This is a genomic window from Kitasatospora sp. NPDC004240 (assembly GCF_053603215.1).
Window position 1 is genome coordinate 19,358 of the sequence record NZ_JBSGFD010000042.1, and the last position, 21,837, is coordinate 41,194.

The 21,837-nt window shown below is 75.2% G+C and carries 17 protein-coding genes; 7 read left to right on the forward strand and 10 right to left on the reverse strand.

The window, feature by feature from the left end; genetic code table 11:
• Positions 1–36 precede the first annotated feature (36 nt).
• The 10 genes from ACWEQL_RS14085 to ACWEQL_RS14130 form a co-directional block, all read right to left on the reverse strand.
• A complete protein-coding gene (locus tag ACWEQL_RS14085) occupies positions 37–1,413 on the reverse strand; it encodes a glycoside hydrolase family 16 protein (RefSeq protein WP_452150493.1) in 1,377 nt (458 codons plus the stop codon).
• Positions 1,410–3,512 carry a glycosyltransferase gene (locus tag ACWEQL_RS14090; RefSeq protein WP_452150494.1) on the reverse strand — a complete coding sequence of 701 codons (2,103 nt, stop codon included), beginning with the start codon at positions 3,510–3,512 and terminating at the stop codon, positions 1,410–1,412. Before ACWEQL_RS14090 ends, ACWEQL_RS14085 begins: the two co-directional genes overlap by 4 nt.
• The gene (locus ACWEQL_RS14095; RefSeq protein ID WP_452150495.1) at positions 3,509–4,342 is read right to left on the reverse strand and encodes a polysaccharide deacetylase family protein; all 834 of its coding nucleotides are present in this window, start codon (positions 4,340–4,342) and stop codon (positions 3,509–3,511) included. Before ACWEQL_RS14095 ends, ACWEQL_RS14090 begins: the two co-directional genes overlap by 4 nt.
• Positions 4,339–5,271, reverse strand: coding sequence for a glycosyltransferase family 2 protein (locus ACWEQL_RS14100; RefSeq protein ID WP_452150496.1), 933 nt, complete (start codon positions 5,269–5,271; stop codon positions 4,339–4,341). Before ACWEQL_RS14100 ends, ACWEQL_RS14095 begins: the two co-directional genes overlap by 4 nt.
• Positions 5,268–6,698: a lipopolysaccharide biosynthesis protein gene (locus tag ACWEQL_RS14105; RefSeq protein ID WP_452150497.1), complete on the reverse strand. Its 1,431-nt coding sequence runs from the start codon at positions 6,696–6,698 to the stop codon at positions 5,268–5,270. The genes ACWEQL_RS14100 and ACWEQL_RS14105 overlap by 4 nt, the downstream gene beginning before the upstream one ends.
• Positions 6,698–7,984 (reverse strand): glycosyltransferase, encoded by a 1,287-nt coding sequence (locus ACWEQL_RS14110; RefSeq protein ID WP_452150498.1) that lies wholly within the window; start codon positions 7,982–7,984, stop codon positions 6,698–6,700. Before ACWEQL_RS14110 ends, ACWEQL_RS14105 begins: the two co-directional genes overlap by 1 nt.
• Before the next feature lie 5 nt (positions 7,985–7,989).
• A complete protein-coding gene (locus ACWEQL_RS14115) occupies positions 7,990–9,306 on the reverse strand; it encodes a glycosyltransferase (protein WP_452150499.1) in 1,317 nt (438 codons plus the stop codon).
• Complete coding sequence (locus ACWEQL_RS14120; protein ID WP_452150500.1) at positions 9,303–10,124, reverse strand: glycosyltransferase family 2 protein; 822 nt, start codon at positions 10,122–10,124, stop codon at positions 9,303–9,305. Before ACWEQL_RS14120 ends, ACWEQL_RS14115 begins: the two co-directional genes overlap by 4 nt.
• A gap of 468 nt (positions 10,125–10,592) precedes the next feature.
• A complete protein-coding gene (locus ACWEQL_RS14125; protein ID WP_452150501.1) occupies positions 10,593–12,596 on the reverse strand; it encodes a putative bifunctional diguanylate cyclase/phosphodiesterase in 2,004 nt (667 codons plus the stop codon).
• A gap of 137 nt (positions 12,597–12,733) precedes the next feature.
• Positions 12,734–13,540 carry an SAM-dependent methyltransferase gene (locus ACWEQL_RS14130; RefSeq protein ID WP_452150502.1) on the reverse strand — a complete coding sequence of 269 codons (807 nt, stop codon included), beginning with the start codon at positions 13,538–13,540 and terminating at the stop codon, positions 12,734–12,736.
• 185 nt (positions 13,541–13,725) lie between these two features.
• On the opposite strand from ACWEQL_RS14130, the gene ACWEQL_RS14135 reads away from it, so the two are divergent.
• The 7 genes from ACWEQL_RS14135 (at position 13,726) to egtD (ending at position 21,717) form a co-directional block, all read left to right on the forward strand.
• Positions 13,726–15,513, forward strand: a complete 1,788-nt coding sequence (locus ACWEQL_RS14135) for a glycoside hydrolase family 15 protein (RefSeq protein ID WP_452150503.1) — start codon at positions 13,726–13,728, stop codon at positions 15,511–15,513.
• Positions 15,514–15,522: 9 nt separating this feature from the next.
• Positions 15,523–15,966 (forward strand): SRPBCC family protein, encoded by a 444-nt coding sequence (locus tag ACWEQL_RS14140; RefSeq protein ID WP_452150504.1) that lies wholly within the window; start codon positions 15,523–15,525, stop codon positions 15,964–15,966.
• Between the two features lie 9 nt (positions 15,967–15,975).
• The gene (locus tag ACWEQL_RS14145) at positions 15,976–17,136 is read left to right on the forward strand and encodes a MalY/PatB family protein (protein WP_452150505.1); all 1,161 of its coding nucleotides are present in this window, start codon (positions 15,976–15,978) and stop codon (positions 17,134–17,136) included.
• A gap of 166 nt (positions 17,137–17,302) precedes the next feature.
• Complete coding sequence (egtA, locus tag ACWEQL_RS14150; RefSeq protein WP_452150506.1) at positions 17,303–18,619, forward strand: ergothioneine biosynthesis glutamate--cysteine ligase EgtA; 1,317 nt, start codon at positions 17,303–17,305, stop codon at positions 18,617–18,619.
• Entirely contained in the window at positions 18,616–19,962 is a 1,347-nt protein-coding gene (gene egtB / locus ACWEQL_RS14155; RefSeq protein WP_452150515.1) for an ergothioneine biosynthesis protein EgtB, read from the forward strand. The genes egtA and egtB overlap by 4 nt, the downstream gene beginning before the upstream one ends.
• Positions 19,962–20,699: an ergothioneine biosynthesis protein EgtC gene (gene egtC, locus ACWEQL_RS14160; protein WP_452150507.1), complete on the forward strand. Its 738-nt coding sequence runs from the start codon at positions 19,962–19,964 to the stop codon at positions 20,697–20,699. Before egtB ends, egtC begins: the two co-directional genes overlap by 1 nt.
• A 46-nt stretch (positions 20,700–20,745) precedes the next feature.
• Positions 20,746–21,717 (forward strand): L-histidine N(alpha)-methyltransferase, encoded by a 972-nt coding sequence (gene egtD / locus ACWEQL_RS14165; protein WP_452150508.1) that lies wholly within the window; start codon positions 20,746–20,748, stop codon positions 21,715–21,717.
• Positions 21,718–21,837 lie beyond the last annotated feature (120 nt).

Sequence of the window (21,837 nt, forward strand, 5' to 3'; positions counted from 1 at the left end):
CCCGGCGTCCTCGGACGGGGTGGCCCCCGGGCCGGGTCAGTGCTGCCAGACCGCCACCCAGTCGACCTTCACCTGCGCCTCGTCGACGGTGGCGGGGGGTGACTGCTGGTAGCCGACGGCGAGATTGAGGATCAGCTCCATCGGCGTGTGCGGGATGGCGGCGGGGTCGGTCACCTGGAAGACCCGGACGCCGTCGACGTACCAGGTGACGGCGTCCGGCTCCCAGTCGAGCCCGAAGACGTGGTAGTCGGCGGCGAAGTCCGCCGGGCCGTGGGCGTAGTGGGCGTCGATGTTCGTGCCGTCGGCGGCCTCGGCGTGCAGGTTGAGGTCGACGTAGCGCTCGGTGTTGATGAACTCCGCCACGTCCAGCTCCGGCAGTCCGCCCCTGGTGGGGGCGGGGAGCAGCCAGAAGGCCGGGAACATGCCGAGCGACTTGTCGGTGGTCCGGATCGCGGCGGCGAAGTAGCCGTACGTGAAGGTCTTCTTCGGGGTGCCGTCCCACTGTTCGCGGCCGGTGGAGACCATCCCGGAGGTCCAGGGGTAGGTCTTCCCGTCGCTGCCCCGGGTGGGCGTGCGCTCCGCGGTGAGCGTGAGCACGCCGTCGGCGACCGAGACCTGCCCGGGGAGGTACCACTGGTCCTCGTGGTTGCCGGAGTTGGTGCAGCCGCGGACGTTCCAGTCGTAGCAGGTCACCCAGGTGGAACGGTCCAGGCCCGGACCGTTGAAGTCGTCACGGAAGGCCAGGTGCCACGGGCCGGTCGCCGGCGGCTGCTCCGCCCCCGTCGGCGCCAGGACGTCGGTGGGGTCCGCGGACGGGCCCGCGACCGAGTCGGTCCGGGGCTGGAACCGGGCGCCGGCGCTGACGCCGCTGGCCGCACCGCAGGCGGAGGCCAGGAGCAGCACGCCGGCCACCGCGAGGAGCCGCCACCGTGCCGGTCGGCGCTCGGCCGTACGGCCCTCGGACGGGCCGCCCCCGGCCGTACGACTCCCGGAGGAACGGCGCTCGGACCGCGCGCGCCCGAACGGCTTCGGGCGCCTGGGGCCGGTCCCGGGGACGGCCGGGACCCGGCGCGGGAGCAGCGTCAGGACGGTGGTGAGCACGGTGAGCGCCAGGACGGCCCGGACGGTGGTGAAGTTGTGGGTGAGGAACAGGGCCTCCACCGTGAGCGTGGCCATCGCCAGGCTCAGCGCCACGGTCAGCGACACGGCCGTCCAGCGGCCCGGCCCCCGGCACAGCCAGGACGGTCCCGGCCGGGCCCATTCCACGGCGGCCGTGCCCGGGCCGGCCAGGAGGAAGGCGGCCACCAGGACGACCCGCAGCGGGTTCCCGGCGGGGAGCAGCAGGGCCGCGAGGGCGATCCAGCCCGCCGCCGCCGGCAGCGCGCGCGGCAGGGTCCACGGTCGGACGGTCATGGCGTGCTCCCTCCGGACCGGGCGGGTACGGTGTCCCCGCCGTCGGGCTGGACGTACTGGTAGACGACGGCGTCCTCGTTGGAGAAGACCAGCCGCAGGTCGCGTTCGGCGGCGGCCGCGGCCACCAGGCCCCGTACCGCGGAGACCGGCAGCAGTCCGGTCAGCTCGCACTCGGCGAGCTGGGCCCTGGTGAGGATCAGATAGACGGGGCCGTACGGGTTGGGGTGCTCCAGCGTGGCCCGCAGGCCCTCGGCGGGGTCGGCCGCCAGGCGCTTCAGGTCGTCGGCGGAGGAGTCGCCGAGGACGAGCCGGTCGTGGTCGTCGTAGCGCATCTCGCCGCCCGGTTCGTTCGCGGTGAGCGAGATGACCCGGGACCCGGCCGGTGTGGAGCCCGTGACGTACCGGACCGCCGCGGCCTCCCCCGGGGTGAAGTAGTTCACCGCCTCCTTGCTGAAGTAGCCGAAGAGCGTTCCGGCGAGGAGGCCGAGCAGGATCACGGCGCACACGGCCGTCCGTACCGGGCCGACCGCCCGGCGGGCGGTGCCGCCGGACGCCGCACCGGCGCTGTCTCCGGGCGCCGCTCCGGCGGGGCGGGCCTTCGCCCGGTCGCCCCAGAGCAAGGTCGCGGCGAGCAGGGCGGCGGCCGGGAGGGCGAACAGGTAGGCCCGGAAGAGCATCTCCCCCTCGTAGGCGTTGGCCAGCAGCAACACGATCGGGGACAGCAGCAGCGGCAGCAGGCCCGCCCGGCGCACCCAGCGGTGGCGGACCGCGGCGGCGAAGGCGAGCAGGAAGACGGCCGCGGTCAGGCCGCGGTCGGCCCACGAGGCCAGGATCTGGCCGGGGGCGGCCTCGCCCAGCTTGGCGAAGCCGGAGACCGCGTTGTGGTCCGGCGAGTTGAGGGCGCCGACCAGGGTGTTCAGGTTCGCCGACACGAACCGCCGGGCGACGGTGGCGTCCCAGAGCACGGTCATCCCGACCACCGCGGCGAGCACCGGCAGCACGGTCCGGCGGTTGCGGCGCGCCAGGGACAGCAGGAGCAGGCTCATGGCCAGCATGATCGGGGTCAGCTGGTGCGAGGAGACGATCGCGGCGATCAGCACCAGCAGCAGGGCGAACGGCGCCGCCCGCCAGCCGCCGCGCGGCGGCACCTCGCGGACCGTCGACAGCGCCTGGGCACCGGTCGACCGCCTCCGGCCGCCCCGCTCGGGCCGTCCGGCCGTCCCGGGCGCGCGCCGTACGGCCAGCTGGCGCATGACCAGGGCGATCACGGTGACGTACAGCAGGTAGGCGAAGGCCTGGGGGGAGAAGTAGTCCTGGCCGACCCAGGCGGTGGAGAAGTAGAGCCAGACCCCGCCCCAGATCAGTCGCCGGTCGGTGGTGATGCTCCGGTAGAGCAGCAGCAGCGGGCCGAGCAGCAGCAGATTGGTGATCACCGGGTACCAGGAGGCGTAGCCCAGCACGGAGTCGAGTCCGGTGGCGCGCAGGATCACCGCGTGGAGTTCGAAGAAGCCGGGCCACTGGTTGTAGACGTCCAGCTTGGCCGCGCCCGGGACCGTCCCTCCGTGGCGCAGCATGGCGTCGACGATCGCGACGTGCTTCCAGGCCCAGGCGTAGCGCAGGGTCGGGTAGAGCAGGCTGGGCGTCGCGTGGACCATCAGGATCAGCGCCAGCACGTAGGCGGCGGGCCACCGGTGGCGGATCGTCGGGGCGCGCAGCGCGGTGACGAAGCCCAGGGTGAGCAGGACCAGCGCGGCGAAGTAGAGCGGGGGCAGGGCCTGGAGCAGGCCGAGGTCGCCCATCCGGGAGAGCCGCACCCGGCTCAGGGCCACCACCCAGAGCACGAGTGCGGCCGGCAGGGCGCCCCCGACCACGCGGCCGGACCATCCGGCCGCGGCCACGGCGGCCCGCAGTTCGCGGGCCCGCTCGGACGGCGGTCGGCGGTCCGGCCGGCGGCTTCCCGGCGGACGGCGGTCCGGCAGGTGGCCGTTCGACGGGAGGCCGTTCGGGAGGCGGCGGGCGGGTGTGCGCTCGATGGCGCCTTCGGTAGCCGGTGTCCGTGGGTCGGGTCGGACGCCTTCGCGTTCCAGGGCATCGGTCACGGTGATCCCTCCTGACCGCGGTACCTCGGCGGCCCGCCGATGGGGCTGCCGATGGCCGCGCGAAGGCGGCGGTAGGTGCGCCAGGCGCGGGTGGCGGCGCTCTCGGGGAAGGGCGCCACCGGGGCGCCGTGTCCCTTGGTCCATCCGTCGAACACCTGCGGGGGCGTGTCGTACCGGACCATCAGCCGGGAGATCCGCATCGGGTCGTCCGCCGGTGAGCTGAAGGCGTTCCCGACGGCGGTGGCGGAGGTCCAGCCGGCGTCGCGCACCTTGCGGCGCACCTCGGGGCTGGAGTAGCCGTGCGGGTAGGAGAAGGCGCTGACCTCGTGGCCGAGGACGTCCTCCAGGGCCCGCTTGGGCCCGGTGATCTCCTCGGTGAGCCGCCGGCCGTGGACGGTGTCCAGCGCGACGTGGGTCTGGGAGTGGCCGCCGATCTCGACGCCGAGCGCGTCGAGGTTGCCGACCTGGCGCCAGTTGAGCATCGGGGCCGGCGGGAGCAGGCTGCCGGTGCCGCTCCCGCCGGGCGGGTGGATGGCGCCGACGGTCAGGTAGAGGGTGGCCGGCATTCCGAGGTCGGCGAGGAGGGGGGCGGCCGTCCAGTAGAAGTCCGCGTAGCCGTCGTCGAAGGTCACCACGGCGGCCTCGGGGGGCAGCGGCGCCCCGCCGTGGAGGGCGGCGACCAGCCGGCGCAGCGGGACCACCCGCAGGCCGCTGTCCTTGATCCGCTCCAGCTGTTCGCGGAAGACCGCCGGGGTGACGGTGTACGGCGCGAGCCAGGACGGCGGGTCGTCGGAGACCGCGTGGTAGAGGAAGACCGGTACGGCCGTCATGGCCGGCCCCTGATCAACTGTCCGGCACGCCCGGTGAGGTAGCCGGTGACGGTGAGGGTGACGCCGGCGCAGATCGCGGCGGCGGTGGCCGGCTGACGGCGGCGCAGGCAGCGCAGCAGGGCGGCCGGGAGGGTGCGGCGCAGGTAGCCGCGTTCGCTGGCGAGGCCGGCGGCGGCACCGTCGTGGCGGACCACGGCGGCCTTGGAGCGGCCCTCGGCGTAGCAGCGGGCGGCGAAGTAGCGGGCGGTGGCGCGTTCGCGGGGCACCCGGTGGCGGACGGCGGCGGTGGGTTCGTAGCGCAGTTCGGCGCGCGGGTCGCGGGCGGCGAGGCGGATGCACAGCTCCGTCTCCTCGCAGCCGAGCGGGCGGGTGCCGACCCGGCCGAGGTCGCCGCGGAAGCCGCCGGCGGCGAGCACCGGGGCCCGCCGGAAGGACATGTTGGCGCCGATGAAGTTCCGTACGGCGGTGGCGTGTTCGGGCAGTCCTCGGTAGGAGCAGCCGATCACCCAGTCGAACTCGGGCGGGAACCAGTCGGGGCGGCGTTCGCGCCACCAGGGGCGGACCAGGCCGCCGACGCCGAGCACCTCGGGGGTGCGGTAGCCGGCGAGGAGGCGGGCGGTCCAGTCGGGGTCGGCGACCGCGTCGTCGTCGAGGAAGGCGATCAGGTCGCCGGTGGCGGTGGCGAGCGCGGTGTTGCGGGCGCCGGAGAGGCCGCGCGGGCGGGTGCTGGCGACGGTGCGGACACCGGTCAGCTCCTCGCGGGCCAGGGCCAGCAGTTCGGGGCAGTGGTCGATGACCAGCAGCAGTTCCCCGGGCGGACGGGCCTGGGCGTGGACGGAGGCGACGGCGGCGCGCAGGTCGTCCCAGCGGCGGGTGGTGTAGGCGCAGATCGCGACGGTCAGCCGGGGCGCGGCCTGGTCGGTGCTCATGCCGGTTCGCTCCCTTCCTCCGGTTCGGGCGCCGGTGCGGGCGCCGGCTCGGCGCGCTCGGCGGTGCGCAGCCAGCGGCGCAGGACGAACAGCAGCGGGGCGGCGACGGCGTACTCGGCGATCAGCCAGGCGAGGCCGACGCCGGTGAGGCCGTAGCGGGGCAGCAGGACGGCGACCAGTCCGGTGATCATGACGGCGGAGGCCATCCTGACCCCGACCATCCAGCGCAGCGAGCGCCTGACCCGGGCCACCTGGATGACCACGTTGGTCACGGCGACCGGGATGGCGCACATCGCCAGCAGACGCAGCACCGTGGTGCCGTGCTCGGCGTACCCCGGGCCGAAGACGCCGAGGATCCACGGCGCGGCGGCCACCACGACCAGGGCGGCGCCGGTGAGCAGGATCCCGGTGTGGCGCAGCATGTGGCGGGCGTGCTCGGCGAGCCGGTGGGGGTCGCGGGCGCCCTCGACGACCAGCGAGTGGCCCATGCTGTAGGTGGCGACGAAGAGGGTGGAGGCGATGACGAAGGCCAGCGAGTAGTAGGCGCTGCCCTCGGGGCCGAGCTGGCGCAGCACCATCAGCGGGACCACGCTGTAGCTGGCGAAGCTGAAGAGGTTGCCCAGGTAGTCGGCGGAGGCCCAGCGCAGCACCCGCTCGGGGGGCCTGGCGTCGGGGTCGCCGGCCGCCTCGTGGTCCGGCACCGCGCGGCGGAACAGCACCACGTTGGCGAGCAGGATGGAGAGCAGCATCGCGGCGGCCCAGGAGACCAGGATGCCGGTGCCGACGGCGAGGGCGGCGCTGGTGGCCAGCAGGACGGCCTTGGCGACCGCGAACACGGCGTTCTCGCCGAGCACCCAGCCGGCCCGGCGGGTGCCGGTGAGCGCGCCGTCCTGGAGGACGAAGACCGCGTAACCGGCGGTGGCGGCGATGAAGGCGACCGCGAGCACCGGACCGCGCAGGAAGCGTAGGTCGGGCGCGACCAGCGGGACGAGCAGCAGGAAGGCGACCGCGCACAGTGCGCTGACGCCGGCGCTGATCACGTAGCAGCGCACCACCAGCCGCCGGGTGTGGCGGCCGGCGGCGGGCACGAAGCGGACCAGGGCGTCGCCGAGGTTGAGGCTGCCGAGGGTGGCCAGGAAGGTCGCGGCCGCGAGGGCGGCGTAGCTGCGGCCGACGGTCTCCACGCTGTAGTGGCGGGTGGCGAGCACCCAGAACACCGAACCGAGGCCGGCCGAGAGGATCGCGCTGGCGGCCAGCAGGTGGCCGTTGCGCAGCAGCGGGTCGGCGTGGGCGGCGGCGGCCGCGGCCCGCAGCCGGGCCCGCAGCAGGGCGGGGTAGGAGCACTCGCAGGGCAGGGCGACCGGGCAGGAGCAGGGCCGGGGGGCGGCCGTCCGGAGCCGGGTGCGGGCGAGTTCGAGGGGGGACATCACGGCCTCGGCGGGGTCGAGGCCCGGCGTTGCAGCCGGACGCTGCGGACGTAGCAGAGCGGGCCGTAGAGCAGGCCGAGCAGTTCGCGGCGCCGCAGGTGGGTGAGGAGCGGGTCCCGGGGGGAGTCGGGGCGGGCGCCGCGGTGCAGGGTCTGCCAGACGCCGCGGGGCAGCATCGGGAGCAGGTCGGCCAGCAGGCGCGGGCGGTGGGTGACCGCGGCGGCCAGGTAGGCGCCGAAGCCGACGCCGAAGCCGAAGACCTGGGCGGTGAGCGCCTCCATGCCACGGCGGTGGGGGTGCCAGACCAGCGCGTCGGGCCGGTAGACCACGCTGCGGCCGAGGGTGAGCACCTGGAGGAAGGACAGCAGGTCCTCGCCGCCGCGGGCGGGGGTGCCGGTGCTGGTGGCCGGGTCGAAGCCGCCGATCGCGCGCAGCACGTCGGTGCGGAAGGCCATGTTGCAGCCGGTGCCCAGCCGGCCGGTGGCGAACGGGAACAGCGGGTCGTCGGAGGGTTCGGCGAGCGACCAGCGGCGGGGGGTGAAGCCCTTGGCGTAGCCGCAGTAGCGTTCCAGGGCGACCTGCGCCTCGGTGTCCAGTTCGGCGGGCAGCACCAGCCCGGTGACGCAGCCGGCCCGGGGGTCCGAGCGGAAGCCCTCGACCAGGGCGGGCAGCCAGTCGGCGTCGAGGATGAGGTCGTCGTCGGCGAAGGCGCAGATCTCGCCGCGGGCCACGGCGAGCCCACGGTTGCGGGCCCGGGCCAGGCCCGGGACGGGCTCGCGCAGGTAGCGCACGCGGTGCCCGTAGCGCAGGCGGACCAGCAGTTCGGTGGCCTGGTTGGAGGGCGCGTTGTCGACCACGATCACCTCGACGCGCGGGTAGCGGCCGGTGAGCACGCAGTCCAGGGCGCGGGGCAGCAGGTCGGTCCGGTCGTGGGTGCAGACCACGACGGTGACCAGCGGAGGGTCGGCGGGGAAGCGCGGGGCCGGGGCGACGGAGGGCCCGTCGAGGTCCCGGCGGGCGGCGGCGGCCAGGCGGGCGGGCAGCGCGGCCGGGTCGCCGGGGACGGCGTCGCCGGTGAGCAGGCCGAGCGGACGGCCCTGGCGGCGGACCAGCGCGAGCACCCGGCCGGTGGGCACGAAGGTCTCGCGGCGCCCGGGGCGGCGCAGTTCGGTGGGCCGGGTGAGGTCGAGCTCGGCCACCTCGACGGGGGCGGCCGGCAGGAGCGGCGCCGCGGCGGTCGGCCCGGCCTGGTCGGCGGGCGCGGGAACGGCGGTCGGGGCGGTCATGGCGGTCAGCCTCTCCTGCGGTCGCGGCGCTGTTGCCAGACGGTGAACAGGTAGCAGAACGGGCCGTACAGGAAGCCCTTGCGTTCCAGCTTCCGCAGCCGTCGCAGGGTCTCGCCGTCCATCCGTGCGCCGGCGGGGCCGGAGCGGTGGCTGAGGTGCCAGCGCCACATGCCGTACGGCAGCCGGCGCAGCAGGTCGGCGAGCAGGCCCGGGTGGTGGGTGACGGCCGCGGCCAGGTACGCGCCGAAGCCGACGCCGAAGCCGTTGACCTGGTGGGCGAGCGCGGCCATGGTGCGGCGGTGGCGGTGCCAGACCAGGGCGTCGGGCTGGTAGGCCACGGTGTGGCCGGCGGTGAGCACCTGGAGGAAGGCCAGCAGGTCCTCGCCGCCGCGGGCGGGGGTGCCGGTGCCGGTGGCCGGGTCGAAACCGCCGATCGCGCGCAGCACCTCGGTGCGGAAGGCCATGTTGGCGCCCATCCCGAAGCGGCCGACGGAGAACTGCACCAGCGGGTCGTCGGGGGGTGCGGGCAGCGACCAGCTGCGGGCGGCGAAGCCGCGGCCCGGCCCGCTGTACTCCTCGATGACCAGCTGGGCCTCGGTGTCCAGTTCGGCGGGCAGCACCAGCCCGGTCACGCAGGCGATCCGCCGGTCGGAGCGGAAGGCCTCGACCAGGCCGTGCACCCAGTGGGCGTCGGCGAGGGCGTCGTCGTCGGTGAAGGCGCAGATCTCGCCGCGGGCGGCCGCCAGACCGCGGTTGCGGGCCCGGGACAGGCCCGGCAGCGGCTCCCGGACGTAGCGGATCCGGCCCGGGTAGCGGGAGCGGACCAGGCGTTCGGTGGCGTCGCCGGTGGGGGCGTTGTCGACCAGGACGATCTCCAGGCCGGGGTAGTCGATCCGGGCCAGCGCGTCGAGGCAGTCGGGCAGCATCGACTCGCGGTCGCGGGTGCAGACGATCACGGTGACCGTGGGTGGGCCCGCGGGCACCCGGGCGCGGCCGACCCGACCAGGACGCGCCGCGGGTGTCGCGGTGGACAGGGCGGGAACGCGGAGTTCCCGGTGAGCGGCGTCGACCAGCGCGCGGCGCAGCGTGGCGGGGTCGCCTGCTGTGCCGGTGGCCTTGACCAGACCGAGCGGGTGTCCGTGCAGTCGCACCAACGCCAACACGCGGCCGTCCGGGTCGGCGGCACCGAGACCACCGGGCAGGCGCAGCCCGCTCGGCTCGTCCAGGTCCAGTTCGACGACCCGGACGGGGGTGTAGAGCGAGTCGCGGGCGGCAAGGCGCGGGCAGGCAGCTGCGGTGCGCCGGTCGGAGCCATTCATCATCGCTCCCCCGCGGAGGCGGTCGCCGAGGCCCGGGCGCCGGGACGCTCGGTGATCAGGGTCCTCAGCACCCGGCGGCCGTCGGAGACGGCGTGGAGGTGGGAGCGGCCGCTGCGGCGGGGAAGTTCCAGGCTCGGCACCTCGGCGATCCGCAGCCCCGAGCGCAGCGCGTGCGCGATCATCTCGGCCTCGATCTCGAAGCCGGAGGAGCGCAGGTCGAGCGCGTCCAGGAAGGAGCGGCGGAAGGCGCAGTAGCCGTAGCACAGATCGGTGAGGCTCGCCCGGTACAGGCGGTTGACCACCGCCAGCAGGAAGCGGTTGCCGAACGAGCGGATGTGGGTGAGGTCGAGCGAGCCGCCTCCCGCGATGCACCGGGACCCCTTGACGAAGTCGAAGCCGTTGTCGAGGAAGTGCAGGTAGTGCGGGATCTCACCGGGCCACATCGAGCCGTCGGCGTCCATCATCACGACGTACTCGCCGGTCGCGGCGGCGAAGCCGGTGCGCAGGGCGTTGCCCTTGCCGGGGCCGCTCTGCTGCACGCTGCGCACGGTCGGCAGGCAGTGCCTGGCCATCGGCACGGTGGCGTCGCTGGAGGATCCGTCGACCAGGATGACCTCGTCGACGCAGCGCGGGATCTGCTCGAACACCCAGGGGATGTTGCGGGCCTCGTTGTGCGCCGGGATCACCAGGCTGACGCTGCGCGTGGTGGCGGTTCGGTCCCCCGCGCGGCGCATCGGCCGCTGGTCGGTGGCCCGGCGTCGGGGCGGCGGGCCGTCGGGGTCCTGGGACGGACGGGCGTCGGGGGGCATGGTGGTGCTCATGGGGGACGGCCTCTCGGCGGGAGGCGGCGGGCGGCGTCGTGGCGCGGTGCGTCGGGGCGTCTGCGGTACGACGCGGCCCCCAGCTGTGACGGGGCGGGCCCGGTGCGCGAGCGAGGCGCAGGGCGTGGCCCCGGAAAGGGAAGCCCGGAACGGGCTGCCTGAACGGTGGGGAGCGGCCTGGCGCGGTACGCGCCGCCGGCTCCCGGGCGCCCGGAGGCGCCGGTCTTGCAGAACTGGCCGATGTGCTCTCACCGCTGTGTGGGGCGGTGTGTGTGCCAGGGCCTCATCGTGCGCAGGTTCCGCAGGCCACGTCAAGGGGGTTTGTCCGGATTTTTCCGGTCGATCCGCGGGGTGACCGGACGGGCCCGGGGGGTGACCGGCCCTCAGCCGGCCCCGGCCGCCCTCCGACACTCCTGCGCGCGGGCATGCCGGGGCGCCCGCCCGGCCCGTACGCGCACGGGCGGGCGCTCAGTCGCCGACCGGGCGCCCCCCGGGCTCCTCGGCGATCCGGCGGGCGATCTCGCCGGGCCGCACCGGACGGCCGAAGTGCCAGCCCTGCGCCCAGTCGCAGCCGATCGAGCGCAGCCGGTCGGCGTCCCGCCGGGTCTCCACGCCCTCGGCGGTGACGGTCAGCCCGAGCGCGTGCGCCATCGACACCAGTCCGCTGACGATCCGCCAGCCGGTGGTCTCGTCCTTGGCCGGATCGTGCAGGTCGCCCACGAAGGAGCCGGCGATCTTCAGTCCGGAGACCGGGAGGTCGCGCAGGTAGGCGAGGTTGGACCAGCCGGTGCCGAAGTCGTCCACGGCGAGCGAGACGCCGAGGCCGACCAGCCCGTGCAGGGTGCGCAGCGCCTCGTCCTCGGGGCCGACCACGGTGGACTCGGTGATCTCCAGCTGCAGCTTGTCCGGGGCCAGGCCGGTGCCGTCGAGGATCCGGTCGAGGTCGGTGACCAGGGCGGCGCTGCGGGCCTGACGGACCGCCAGGTTGACGTTGAGCTGCGGCGCGTCGGCGCCGAACCGGTCGACCCAGTCGGCGGCCTGACGGCACGCCTGCTCCAGCACCCAGCGGCCGAGCGGCATGATCAGCCCGGTCTCCTCGGCGGTGGCCACGAACTCGTCCGGGCCGAGCACCCCGAGCTGCGGGTGGCGCCAGCGCACCAGCGCCTCGACGGCGGCCAGCCGGCCGTCCGCCAGCGCGTACAGCGGCTGGTAGTCGATGAAGAACTCGCCCCGGTCGAGCGCGGCCGGCATCCGCACCGAGACCGCGTAGCGGCTGACCGCGCGGGCGTTCTCCTTGGGGTCGAAGAGCGTCCAGCGGCCGCGGCCGGCCTCCTTGGCCCGGTAGAGCGTCAGGTCGGCGGCCCGGACGGCGGCGCCGGGGGTGGTGGTGGAGATCCGCCGCTCCAGCACGCCCACGCTGGCGCCGACGGCCAGCTTGTGATCGCCGATCAGGACCGGCCCGGCGAGCGCCTTGAGCACGGTCTTGGCGGCGGCCACCGCCTCCTGCTCGCCGCGGCTGTTCTCCAGCAGCACCACGAACTCGTCGCCGCCGAGCCGGGCCACCAGGTGGCCGAGCGGGGTGAGGGCGGCCTTCAGCCGGGCCGCGACGGCGGACAGCAGCTGGTCCCCGGTGTCGTGGCCGAGGCTGTCGTTGACCACCTTGAAGCCGTCGAGGTCGACGTAGCAGAGGCCGAACCGGGCGCCCGGGTCCGGCTCCTCGAAGAGCTTCTCCAGCCGTTCGAAGAACGCGGCCCGGTTGGGCAGCCCGGTCAGCGGGTCGTGGGTGGCCTGGTGGCGCAGCCGCTCCTGGAGGCGGTAGCGGTCGGTGACGTCCTCCAGCATCGCGACCTGGTACTGCGGATTCCCCTCGTCGTCGCGGATCAGCGAGACCGTCAGGTGGGTCCAGACCACCTCGCCGTCCTGCCGGTAGTACGGCTTGTCGAACTGGAAGTACTCGCGCTTGCCGCTGATCAGGTCCTCGTACGCCTCCCAGACCCCGGGGGTGTCCTCGGGGTGGACGAGGTCGCCGACCCGGCGGCCCTGCATGTCGTCGGGGCCGGCGCCGAAGATCTCCCCCAGCGCACGGTTGACGGCCAGGATGTTGCCGTCGGTGTCGCCGATGCCGATGCCGATGGCCGCGCTCTCGAACAGCGCGCGGAAGCGGGCCTCGGAGGCCCGCAGCGCCCGTTCGGCCTCCCTGCGGGCGGCGTCGGCGGCGGTGCGGATGGCCTCCTGCTCGCGCAGCGTGCGCTCGCGCAGCGCCGCCGCCCAGCCGGCCGCGAAGGCGCCGCACAGGGCGGGGCCGCGCGCGTCCGGGACGGGGTGCTCCTGGAGCAGCTCGACGGCGCGGGCGAGCACGGTGGGGTCGGTGAAGTGGGCGTCCACCAGTTCGGCGCCGGCCTGGGCGGCCAGGCCGGCCTCGAACGGGTGGTCCTGCTGGGCGCGGTGGAGCAGCCCGGCGGTACGGGCCACCAGCCGGCCGAGGAGGCCGGGGTGGACCGCGATGCCGTGGTCGGCGGAGAGCAGCCGGGCCTACTCCTCGTGGAACCGCTCGGCGCTGCCGGTCGCCCCGCCACCAGGTGCCGGGCCACCCGCCACCGGCCCGGCATTCACCGCTTGAACCCCACGCCCGCCACGCCGGTCATCCGCTCGGGGTGCTCGCCGACCGCCTCCGGGGTCTCGGGGCGCCACTGCGGCAGGTACACCACGCCCGGGTCGATCAGCTCGAAGCCTTCGAACATCGTGCCGATCTGCTCGTGGGTGCGCATGGTGAGCGGCGTCGGCGTCATCCGGTACAGCTTCTGGTGGTTCTCCGCCTGGTCGGGGCGGCCCTCCAGGGAGGCGTGCGAGAGGACCAGCGCGCTGCCCGGCGGGAGGGCGTCGCGCAGCACCGCGACCAGCTTCCACGGGTCCTCGGCGTCGGTGACGAAGTGCAGCACGGCGACCAGCAGCACCGCGACCGGCTCGCCGGGGGCCAGCAGCGCCCGGACCTCGGGCCGCTCCAGCAGGTCGTCCACGTCCCGCAGGTCGGCCTGGACCACCGCCGACTGCGGGTCGTCGGCGAGCAGCAGCCGGCTGTGGGCGACGGCGACCGGGTCGCGGTCGACGTAGACCACCTCGGACTCGGGACGGACCGCCCGGGCGATCTCGTGCACCGCGCCGAAGGTGGGGATGCCGGAGCCGATGTCCAGGAAGCGGGTGATGCCCGCCTCGGCGACGTGCTGCACCGCGCGGCGCAGGAAGGCCCGGTTGGAGCGCATGATCTGGGGCAGCTCGGGCCAGAGCTCGATGGCCTTGCGGGCCATCTCGCGGTCCACCTCGAAGTTGTGCGATCCCCCGAGGTAGTAGTCGTAGACCCGGGCGGCGTTCGGCTTGTCCAGGTCCGTGCCCTCCGGTACCCAGTTCGGTCGCCGCATCGTCAGGACTCCTCACTCCGCATTCCGGTGCTTGTCCGGGCCGTCCGGTGCCGGGTCAGCGCCTGTAGTGGCAGCTGAGACTGATGAGACTACAAGCACAAAAGATCCTCCTCCGCACCCCGAACGGGTGCAAGCGGAGTTCTCCCGTCCTGCCGACCCGGGCCCGCGGCCGGAGAATGGACCCGATGGCCGGACGCATCGAGGACTACGCGCTGATCGGCGACCTGCAGACCGCCGCCCTGGTGGGCCGGGACGGGTCGGTCGACTGGCTCTGCCTGCCCCGCTTCGACTCCCCCAGCTGCTTCGCCGGACTCCTCGGCGACCGCGACCACGGCGCCTGGCGGATCGCCCCCGCCGGCGCCGGGGAATGTTCATCACGCGGTTACCGGGGCGACAGCCTCGTCCTGGAGAGCACCTGGCACACCCCCGAGGGGACCGTCCGGATCACCGACTTCATGCCCCGGCGCGGTGCCGACGGGCAGCGCGCCCCCCAGCTGATCCGGATCGTCGAGGGCCTGGCCGGAGAGGTGACGATGCGCGGCGAACTGCGACTGCGCTTCAACTACGGCCGGATCGACCCCTGGGTGCGCCGCACCGGCCGCCACCGGGTGGCCGTGGCGGGCCCCGACGCGGCCTGGCTGCGGGTGCCGACCGACGTCCACACCTACGGCGTCGACGGGGTCACCGCCTCCGACTTCACCGTCACCGCCGGCCAGCGGGTGCCCTTCGTGCTCACCTGGCAGCCCTCCCACCGGCCCACGCCCCCGCGCACCGACCCCGAGCAGTCCCTGCTCGCCACCGTCCACGACTGGCAGGACTGGGCGGCCGGCTGCCGCTACCACGGCGAGTGGCGCGAGGCCGTGCTGCGCTCGCTGATCACCCTCAAGGCCCTCGCCTACGCCCCCACCGGCGGCATCGTCGCCGCGCCCACCGCCTCGCTGCCCGAACGGATCGGCGGCCCGCGCAACTGGGACTACCGCTTCTGCTGGCTGCGCGACTCCTCGATGACCCTCTCCGCCCTGCTGCGCGGTGGCTTCCGCGAGGAGGCCGCCGCCTGGCGCCACTGGCTGCTGCGGGCCATCGCCGGCGACCCCGGCGACCTCCAGGCCGTGTACGGCGTCGCCGGCGAGCGCGTCCTCGGCGAGACCCTCGCCCACTGGCTGCCCGGCTACGAGGAGTCCCGCCCGGTGCGCTTCGGCAACGCCGCCGTCGGCCAGTTCCAGCTGGACGTCTACGGCGAGGTGGTCGACACCCTGCACCTGGCGCTGCTCGCCGGCATCCCGATGGAACGCCACGTCTGGGGACTGCTGCGCACCCTGATGGAGTACCTGGAGCGGCACTGGCGCCGGCCCGACGAGGGCCTGTGGGAGGTGCGCAGCCCCCGCCGACACTTCGTCCACTCCAAGGTGATGGCCTGGGTGGCCGCCGACCGCGCGGTGCGCCTCGCCGAGGCCACCGGCCTGCCCGCGCCGGTCGCGCGCTGGCGGGCCATGCGCGACGCCGTCCACGCCGACGTCTGCGCCAACGGCTACGACCGGCGACGCGGCGTGTTCGTCCAGCACTACGGGGCGCGCGGGCTGGACGCGGCCACGCTGTTCGTGGTGAAGAGCGGCTTCCTGCCGCCCGACGACCCCCGCGTGGTGCGCACCGTCGACGCCGTCCGGGAGGGCCTCGACCACGGCGGGCTGGTGCGCCGCTACGCCGTGCGCGACACCGAGGACGGCCTGTCCGGCGGCGAGGGCGCGTTCCTGGCCTGCTCCTTCTGGCTCGCCGACGCGCTCGCCGCGACCGGCCGCGCCGGCGAGGCCCGCGAACTGTTCGCCCGGGTGGTCGCCCTCGGCAACGACCTCGGCCTGCTCTCCGAACAGTGGGACCCCCGCGCCCGCCGCCAACTCGGCAACACCCCGCAGGCGTTCACCCACGTGGCACTGGTCAACACCGCCTTCACCCTGGCCGAACCAACGACGTCCTAGACTCGCCCCGTGGACCCCAACCACTACCGCTTCCGCAGCGTCTGGCGGCTGCCCGCCCCGCCCGGGGCCGTCTACGCGGCGCTGGCGGACGTGACCGGCTACCCGCGGTGGTGGCCGGAGATCCGCGCGGCGCGGCGGCTGGACGAGGCCTCCGGCGAGGTCGTGGTCCGGGCGCTGCTGCCGTACCGGCTGGTCTTCACCCTGCACCAGAGCCGGCGCGACCCGGCCGCCGGGGTGCTGGAGGTCGAGATGCGCGGCGACCTGGCCGGCTGGTCCCGCTGGACGGTCGCCGGGGACGGCGCCGGCACCCGCGCCCTGTTCGAGGAGGACTGCCGCCCCGGCAAGCCCCTGATGCGCCGGCTCGCCTGGCCCGCGCACCCGGTGTTCCGGGCCAACCACGCGCTGATGATGCGCCGGGGGCGGCGCGGTCTGCGGGCCCACCTCGCGGGGTAGGCGGTCCGGGTGACCCACGACTTCGACCGGCCCCTCGACCGCTGCGGCACCGGCAGCGCCAAATGGGCCCGCACCGGCGGCCGCCCCGGGGTGCTCGCCCTGGGCCTGGCCGACATGGACCTGCCCGGCCCGCCCGAGGTCGCCGCGGCGCTGGCCGACCGTGCCGCGCACCGCGCGTACGGCTACACGGTGGCCGACCCGGACGGGCGGGAGCTGGTGGCCCGCTGGTACCGGCGCCGGCACGGCGTCGCCGTCGACCCGGACTGGGTGCTGCTGCTGCCGTTCGGCCCGCGCACCGCGCTGCGGCTGCTGCTGGAGGTGCTCGCCCCGGCCGCCCCGGTGCTGTTCCCCACGCCCGAGTGGGGCGGCTTCGCCCAGCTGTGCCGGGCCGCCCGGCTGCCGTACCGGGCGCTGCCGCTGCGCGTGGACGACGACGGCTACCGGCTGCCGCTGGACGCCTTCGCCGCCCGCCGGCCGGGCGCCGTGCTGCTCAGCAACCCGCACAACCCCTCCGGGCGGGTCTGGACGGCCGGGGAGGTCCGCGCCCTCGCCGGGGCCGCCGCCTCGGGCGGCGGGGTGCTGGTCTCCGACGAGGTGCACGGCGACCTCACCCATCCCGGCCACCGCCACCCGGTCGCGGTGGCCGTCGCCGGCGAGCTCGCCGCGCACACCGTCACCCTCAACTCGGTCGGCAAGACCTTCAACACCTCCGGCATCCCCAGCTGCTTCCTGCTCGTCCCCGACCCGGCGCTGCGCACCCGGCTGACCGCCCTGATGGCCGGCTACGGCCTCTGGGAGGGCGGGCTGCTGGAGCAGGTCGTCCAGCGGGCGGCGCTGCTCCACGGCGGCCCCTGGCTGGACACCCTGCTGGCCCACCTGGCCGCCGCCCGGGACAGGCTCACCGGGCTGCTGGGCGAGGCCGTCCGCTCCCGCCCGCAGTCCTCGTACCTGCTCTGGCTGGACGCCGCCGGGCTCGGCCTGCCGCCCGCCGGCGCCCGGGCCGCGCTGCTGGAACGGCACGGTCTGGAGACCTCCGACGGAGCCGACTTCGGGCCTGGCGGAGAAGGGTCGCTGCGGCTGAACTACGCCCTCCCGACCCCCGTCCTGGACACCCTCGTCAGCCGTCTTCGCCCGCTCCGAACGCCCCCGACCAGGCACGATCCTCGTTGACCAAGCCTTTGCGCGGCGACGGCGCATGGTCCGTAGCAGACTGGGCAGGGTAGACCGGGCCGCAATCGTGATCCCGAGGATGGTGAGTCCGGTGACACCCGTACGACCGCCCAGTCCGACCGACCGGCAGAGGGGGCTACCCGACGCCGGGCCCCCCGAGGACGACGTGACGCCGCTGACCGAGGCGGATGCGCTGAGCCACGTCTCCGGCGTCTGCTTCAAGGTCGGCCCGCCCCGCCTGGTGGGTGTCGAGGTCGAGTGGTTCGTCCACGACGGCCGATGTCCCGGAGACCCGGTCGAGCCCGAACGCATACGCGCGGCACTCGATTTACTGGCCCTCGGCGGACCCGACGGCACCTCGCTCCCCTCCGGATCCCTCCTCACGCTCGAACCCGGCGGACAGGTAGAGCTCAGCTCCCCGCCCGCCGCCGGCCTCACCGGCTGCGTCGACGCCACCCGGCGCGACCTCGCCGCCCTGCGGACCGCCTTCGCCGCGCAGGGCCTGCGACTCACCGGCACCGGGACCGACCCCCTCGCCCGGCCCCGCCGGATGGTCCTCGACCACCCCCGCTACCTGGCCATGGAGCGCTTCTTCGACTCCGCCGGGCCCTGGGGCCGGATCATGATGACGGGCACCGCCTCCGTGCAGGTCTGCCTGGACGCCGGGGCCGAGAGCGGCCCGCACGCACTGGCCCGCCGCTGGCAGCTGACCCACCTGCTCGGACCGGTCCTGGTCGCCGCCTTCGCCAACTCCCCGCTGCTGGACGGCAGACCGACCGGCCACCGGTCCACCCGGCAGACCGTCTGGTCCCGGATGGACCCCAGCCGCACCCTGGCCCCGGGCCCGGCCCACGGCGACCCGCGCGAGGCCTGGGCCGGCTATGTCCTGGACGCCGAGGTGCTCTGCATCCGCCGCGCCGACGGACTGCCCTGGACCGCCCCCGCCGGACTGACCTTCCGCGACTGGCTGCGCGGCGCCGGCGAGCGCCGGCCCACCCTCGCCGACCTCGACTACCACCGCACCACGCTCTTCCCGCCGGTGCGCCCGCGCGGCCACCTGGAGCTGCGGATGATCGACGCCCAGCCCGGCGACGGCTGGGTCGTCCCCGCCGCCCTGGTCACCGCCCTGCTCGACGACCCGGTGGCCGCCGACGCCGCCCTGGACGCGCTCGCCCCGCTGGAGTACGCCGACGGCCGTACCGACGGCGACGGCCGTGAGCGGCACCGCGCGCCGCGCAGCGACGTCTGGCGCCGCGCCGCGACCCTGGCGACGGCCGACCCCGAGCTGCGCCGCGCCGCCCTCGCCTGCTTCGCCGCCGCCGACACCGCGCTCGGCCGGCTGCCCGACGGCGGCGGACGGCTGCGCACCGCGCTGGGCGAGTTCGCCGAGCGCTACCCGGCCAGGGGCCGCTGCCCGGCCGACGACCAGCTGGACGCCCACCGCTCCGGCACCCGCACTCCCCCGGAGGCCACGCCGTGCTGAACGAAGCATCCCCGACCCCGTCCGTGGAGCGGCTGCGCGAGACGATCGCCGACGAGCTGCTGGCCGCCCGCGCCCGGACCGCCGCCCTCACCGACTGCGTCGACGAGCGCGACCTCACCGCCCAGCACTCCCCGCTGATGTCCCCCCTGGTCTGGGACCTCGCCCACATCGGCAACCAGGAGGAGCTCTGGCTGCTGCGCAACGTCGGCGGCCGCGACCCGCTGCACCCCGAGATCGACCCGCTGTACGACGCCTTCCAGCACCCGCGCGCCGAGCGGCCGAGCCTGCCGCTGCTGCCGCCCGCCGAGGCCCGCGCGTACGCCCGGGAGGTCCGCGGCCGGGTGCTCGACCTGCTCGCCGCCAGCCCGCTGGAGGGCGCCCCGCTGCTGGACTCCGGCTTCGCCTTCGGCATGGTCACCCAGCACGAGCAGCAGCACGACGAGACCATGCTGATCACCCATCAACTGCGGCGCGGCGAGCCGGTGCTGGCCGCCCCCGCGCCGCCGCCCGCCCCGGCGGACGCGGCCACGCTGCCCGCCGAGGTGCTCATCCCGGCCGGCCCGTTCAGCATGGGCACCGACACCGAGCCCTGGGCGCTGGACAACGAACGGCCGGCCCACTTCGTCGACCTGCCCGCGTACTGGCTGGACACCACCCCGGTCAGCAACGCGGCGTACCAGCGCTTCATCGAGGACGGCGGCTACCTCGAACCGCGCTGGTGGACCCCCGAGGGCTGGGCCCACCGGCAGCAGGCCGGCCTGAGCGCCCCGCTGTTCTGGCACCGGGAGGACGGGGTGTGGCTGCGCCGGCGCTTCGGCGTCACCGAGCCGGTGCCGCCCGCCGAGCCGGTGCTGCACGTCAGCTGGTACGAGGCGGACGCGTACGCCCGCTGGGCCGGGCGGCGGCTGCCCACCGAGGCCGAGTGGGAGAAGGCGGCCCGGCACGACCCGGTCACCGGCCGCTCCCGGCGCTTCCCCTGGGGCGACGGCGCCCCCGGCCCGGAGCACGCCAACCTCGGCCAGCGCCATCTGCGCCCGGCCCCGGTCGGCAGCTACCCGGAGGGCCAGTCGCCTTACGGGGTACGGCAGTTGATGGGTGACGTCTGGGAGTGGACGGCCAGCGACTTCACCGGCTACCCGGGCTTCCGGGCCTGGCCGTACCGGGAGTACTCGGAGGTCTTCTTCGGGCCCGAGCACAAGGTGCTGCGCGGCGGCTGCTTCGCGGTGGCGCCGGTCGCCTGCCGGGGCACCTTCCGCAACTGGGACTACCCGGTGCGCCGGCAGATCTTCGCCGGCTTCCGCACCGCGCGCGGCGCCGAGCCCGAACCCCGGGAGCGTGCCTGATGTGCCGCCACCTCGCCTACCTCGGGGAGCCGGTCGCCCCGCGTGACCTGCTGACGGCCCCCGAGTTCGCGCTGTACCGGCAGTCCTGGGCGCCGCGCGCCCAGCGGTACGGCACGGTCAACGTGGACGGCTTCGGGCTCGGCTGGTACGCCGACGGCGACGAGGTGCCGGCCCGCTACCGGCGCTCCGGGCCGATCTGGGCGGACGCCACGTTCGCCGACCTGGCCCGGGTGATCCGCACCCGGGCGCTGCTGGCCGCCGTCCGCTCGGCCACCGACGGCTGCGCGGCGGGCGAGGCGGCGGCCGCGCCCTTCGCCGCCGGACGCTGGCTGTTCAGCCACAACGGCGCGGTCACCGGCTGGCCGGACAAGCTGGACGGGCTGGCCGCGCTGCTGCCGCCGGCCGAACTGCTGGCCCTGGAGGCCCGCAGCGACTCCGCCCTGGTCTGGGCCCTGATCCTGCACCGGCTGCGGGCCGGCGCCCCGCTCGGCGAGGCGCTGGCCGGCACGGTCGCCGACGTCGCCGAGCACACCGAGGCGCGGCTCAACCTGCTGCTCACCGACGGCGCCGCGGTCGCCGCCACCACCTGGGGCGACACCCTGCACCACCGGGCCCTGCCCGGCCGCGGGGTGCTCGTCGCCTCCGAGCCGTACGACGAGGACCCGGCCTGGACGCCGGTGCCGGACCGTTCGCTGCTGCTCGCCACCGCCGAGGGCGTCACCGTACGCCCGCTCTGAAATCGATCCTTTCCTTCAACCTTTGAATCGAGAGGCCTCGCCTGTCATGAGCACATTCGACCTTGCCCGCCTGCTGCCCGCCGACCACTTCAGCGAGGCGTTGCGCCACGACGTCCGCCACGGTCTGACCTCCGATCCCAAGACGCTGCCGCCGAAGTGGTTCTACGACGCCCGGGGCAGCGAGCTGTTCGAGGAGATCACCCGGCTGCCGGAGTACTACCCGACCCGGGCCGAGCGGGCCATCCTGACCGCCCGGGCCGGCGAGATCGCCGCCGCGACGAAGGCCCGCACCCTGGTCGAGCTGGGCTCCGGCTCCTCCGAGAAGACCCGGCTGCTGCTGGACGCGCTGCGCGACCTCGGCACCCTCACCACCTACGTCCCGGTGGACGTCAGCGAGAGCGCGCTGGTCGCGGCCGGCGAGGCGCTGGCCGTCGAGTACCCCGCGCTCGCCGTGCACGGGGTGCTCGCCGACTTCACCGCCGGGCAGGAGCTGCCGGCCACCGGCGGCCCCCGCCTGGTCGCCTTCCTCGGCGGCACCCTCGGCAACCTGCTGCCCGCCGAGCGCGCGGTCTTCCTGCGCGGGGTGCGCGAGGCCCTGGACCCGGGCGACTTCCTGCTGCTCGGCACCGACCTGGTGAAGGACCCGGCGGTCCTGGTCGCCGCGTACGACGACGCCGCCGGGGTCACCGCCGAGTTCAACAAGAACGTGCTGGAGGTGCTGAACCGGGAGCTGGCCGCCGACTTCGACCCCGCGACGTTCCAGCACGTGGCGCACTGGGACCCGGAGCGGGAGTGGATCGAGATGCGGCTGCGCTCGCTGCGCGCCCAGACCGTCAAGATCCCCGCCCTGGACCTGCCGGTGCACTTCGACGCCGGCGAGGAGATGCGCACCGAGGTCTCGGCCAAGTTCCGCCGGGAGCGGGTCGCCGAGGAGCTGGCCGCGGCCGGGATGCGGCTGACCGAGTGGTGGACGGACGAGGAGGGCCGCTTCGGGCTCTCGCTGGCCACCACGGGCTGAGCCCCTCCCCGGCCCGCCCGAAGGTTTGAACATTCAGCTTACGAATACCAGGAGGCCGCTGGGCGCCATCCCACGTACAAGTCTTGAACATTGAGGGGTTACGATCGCGACTACCGAGCT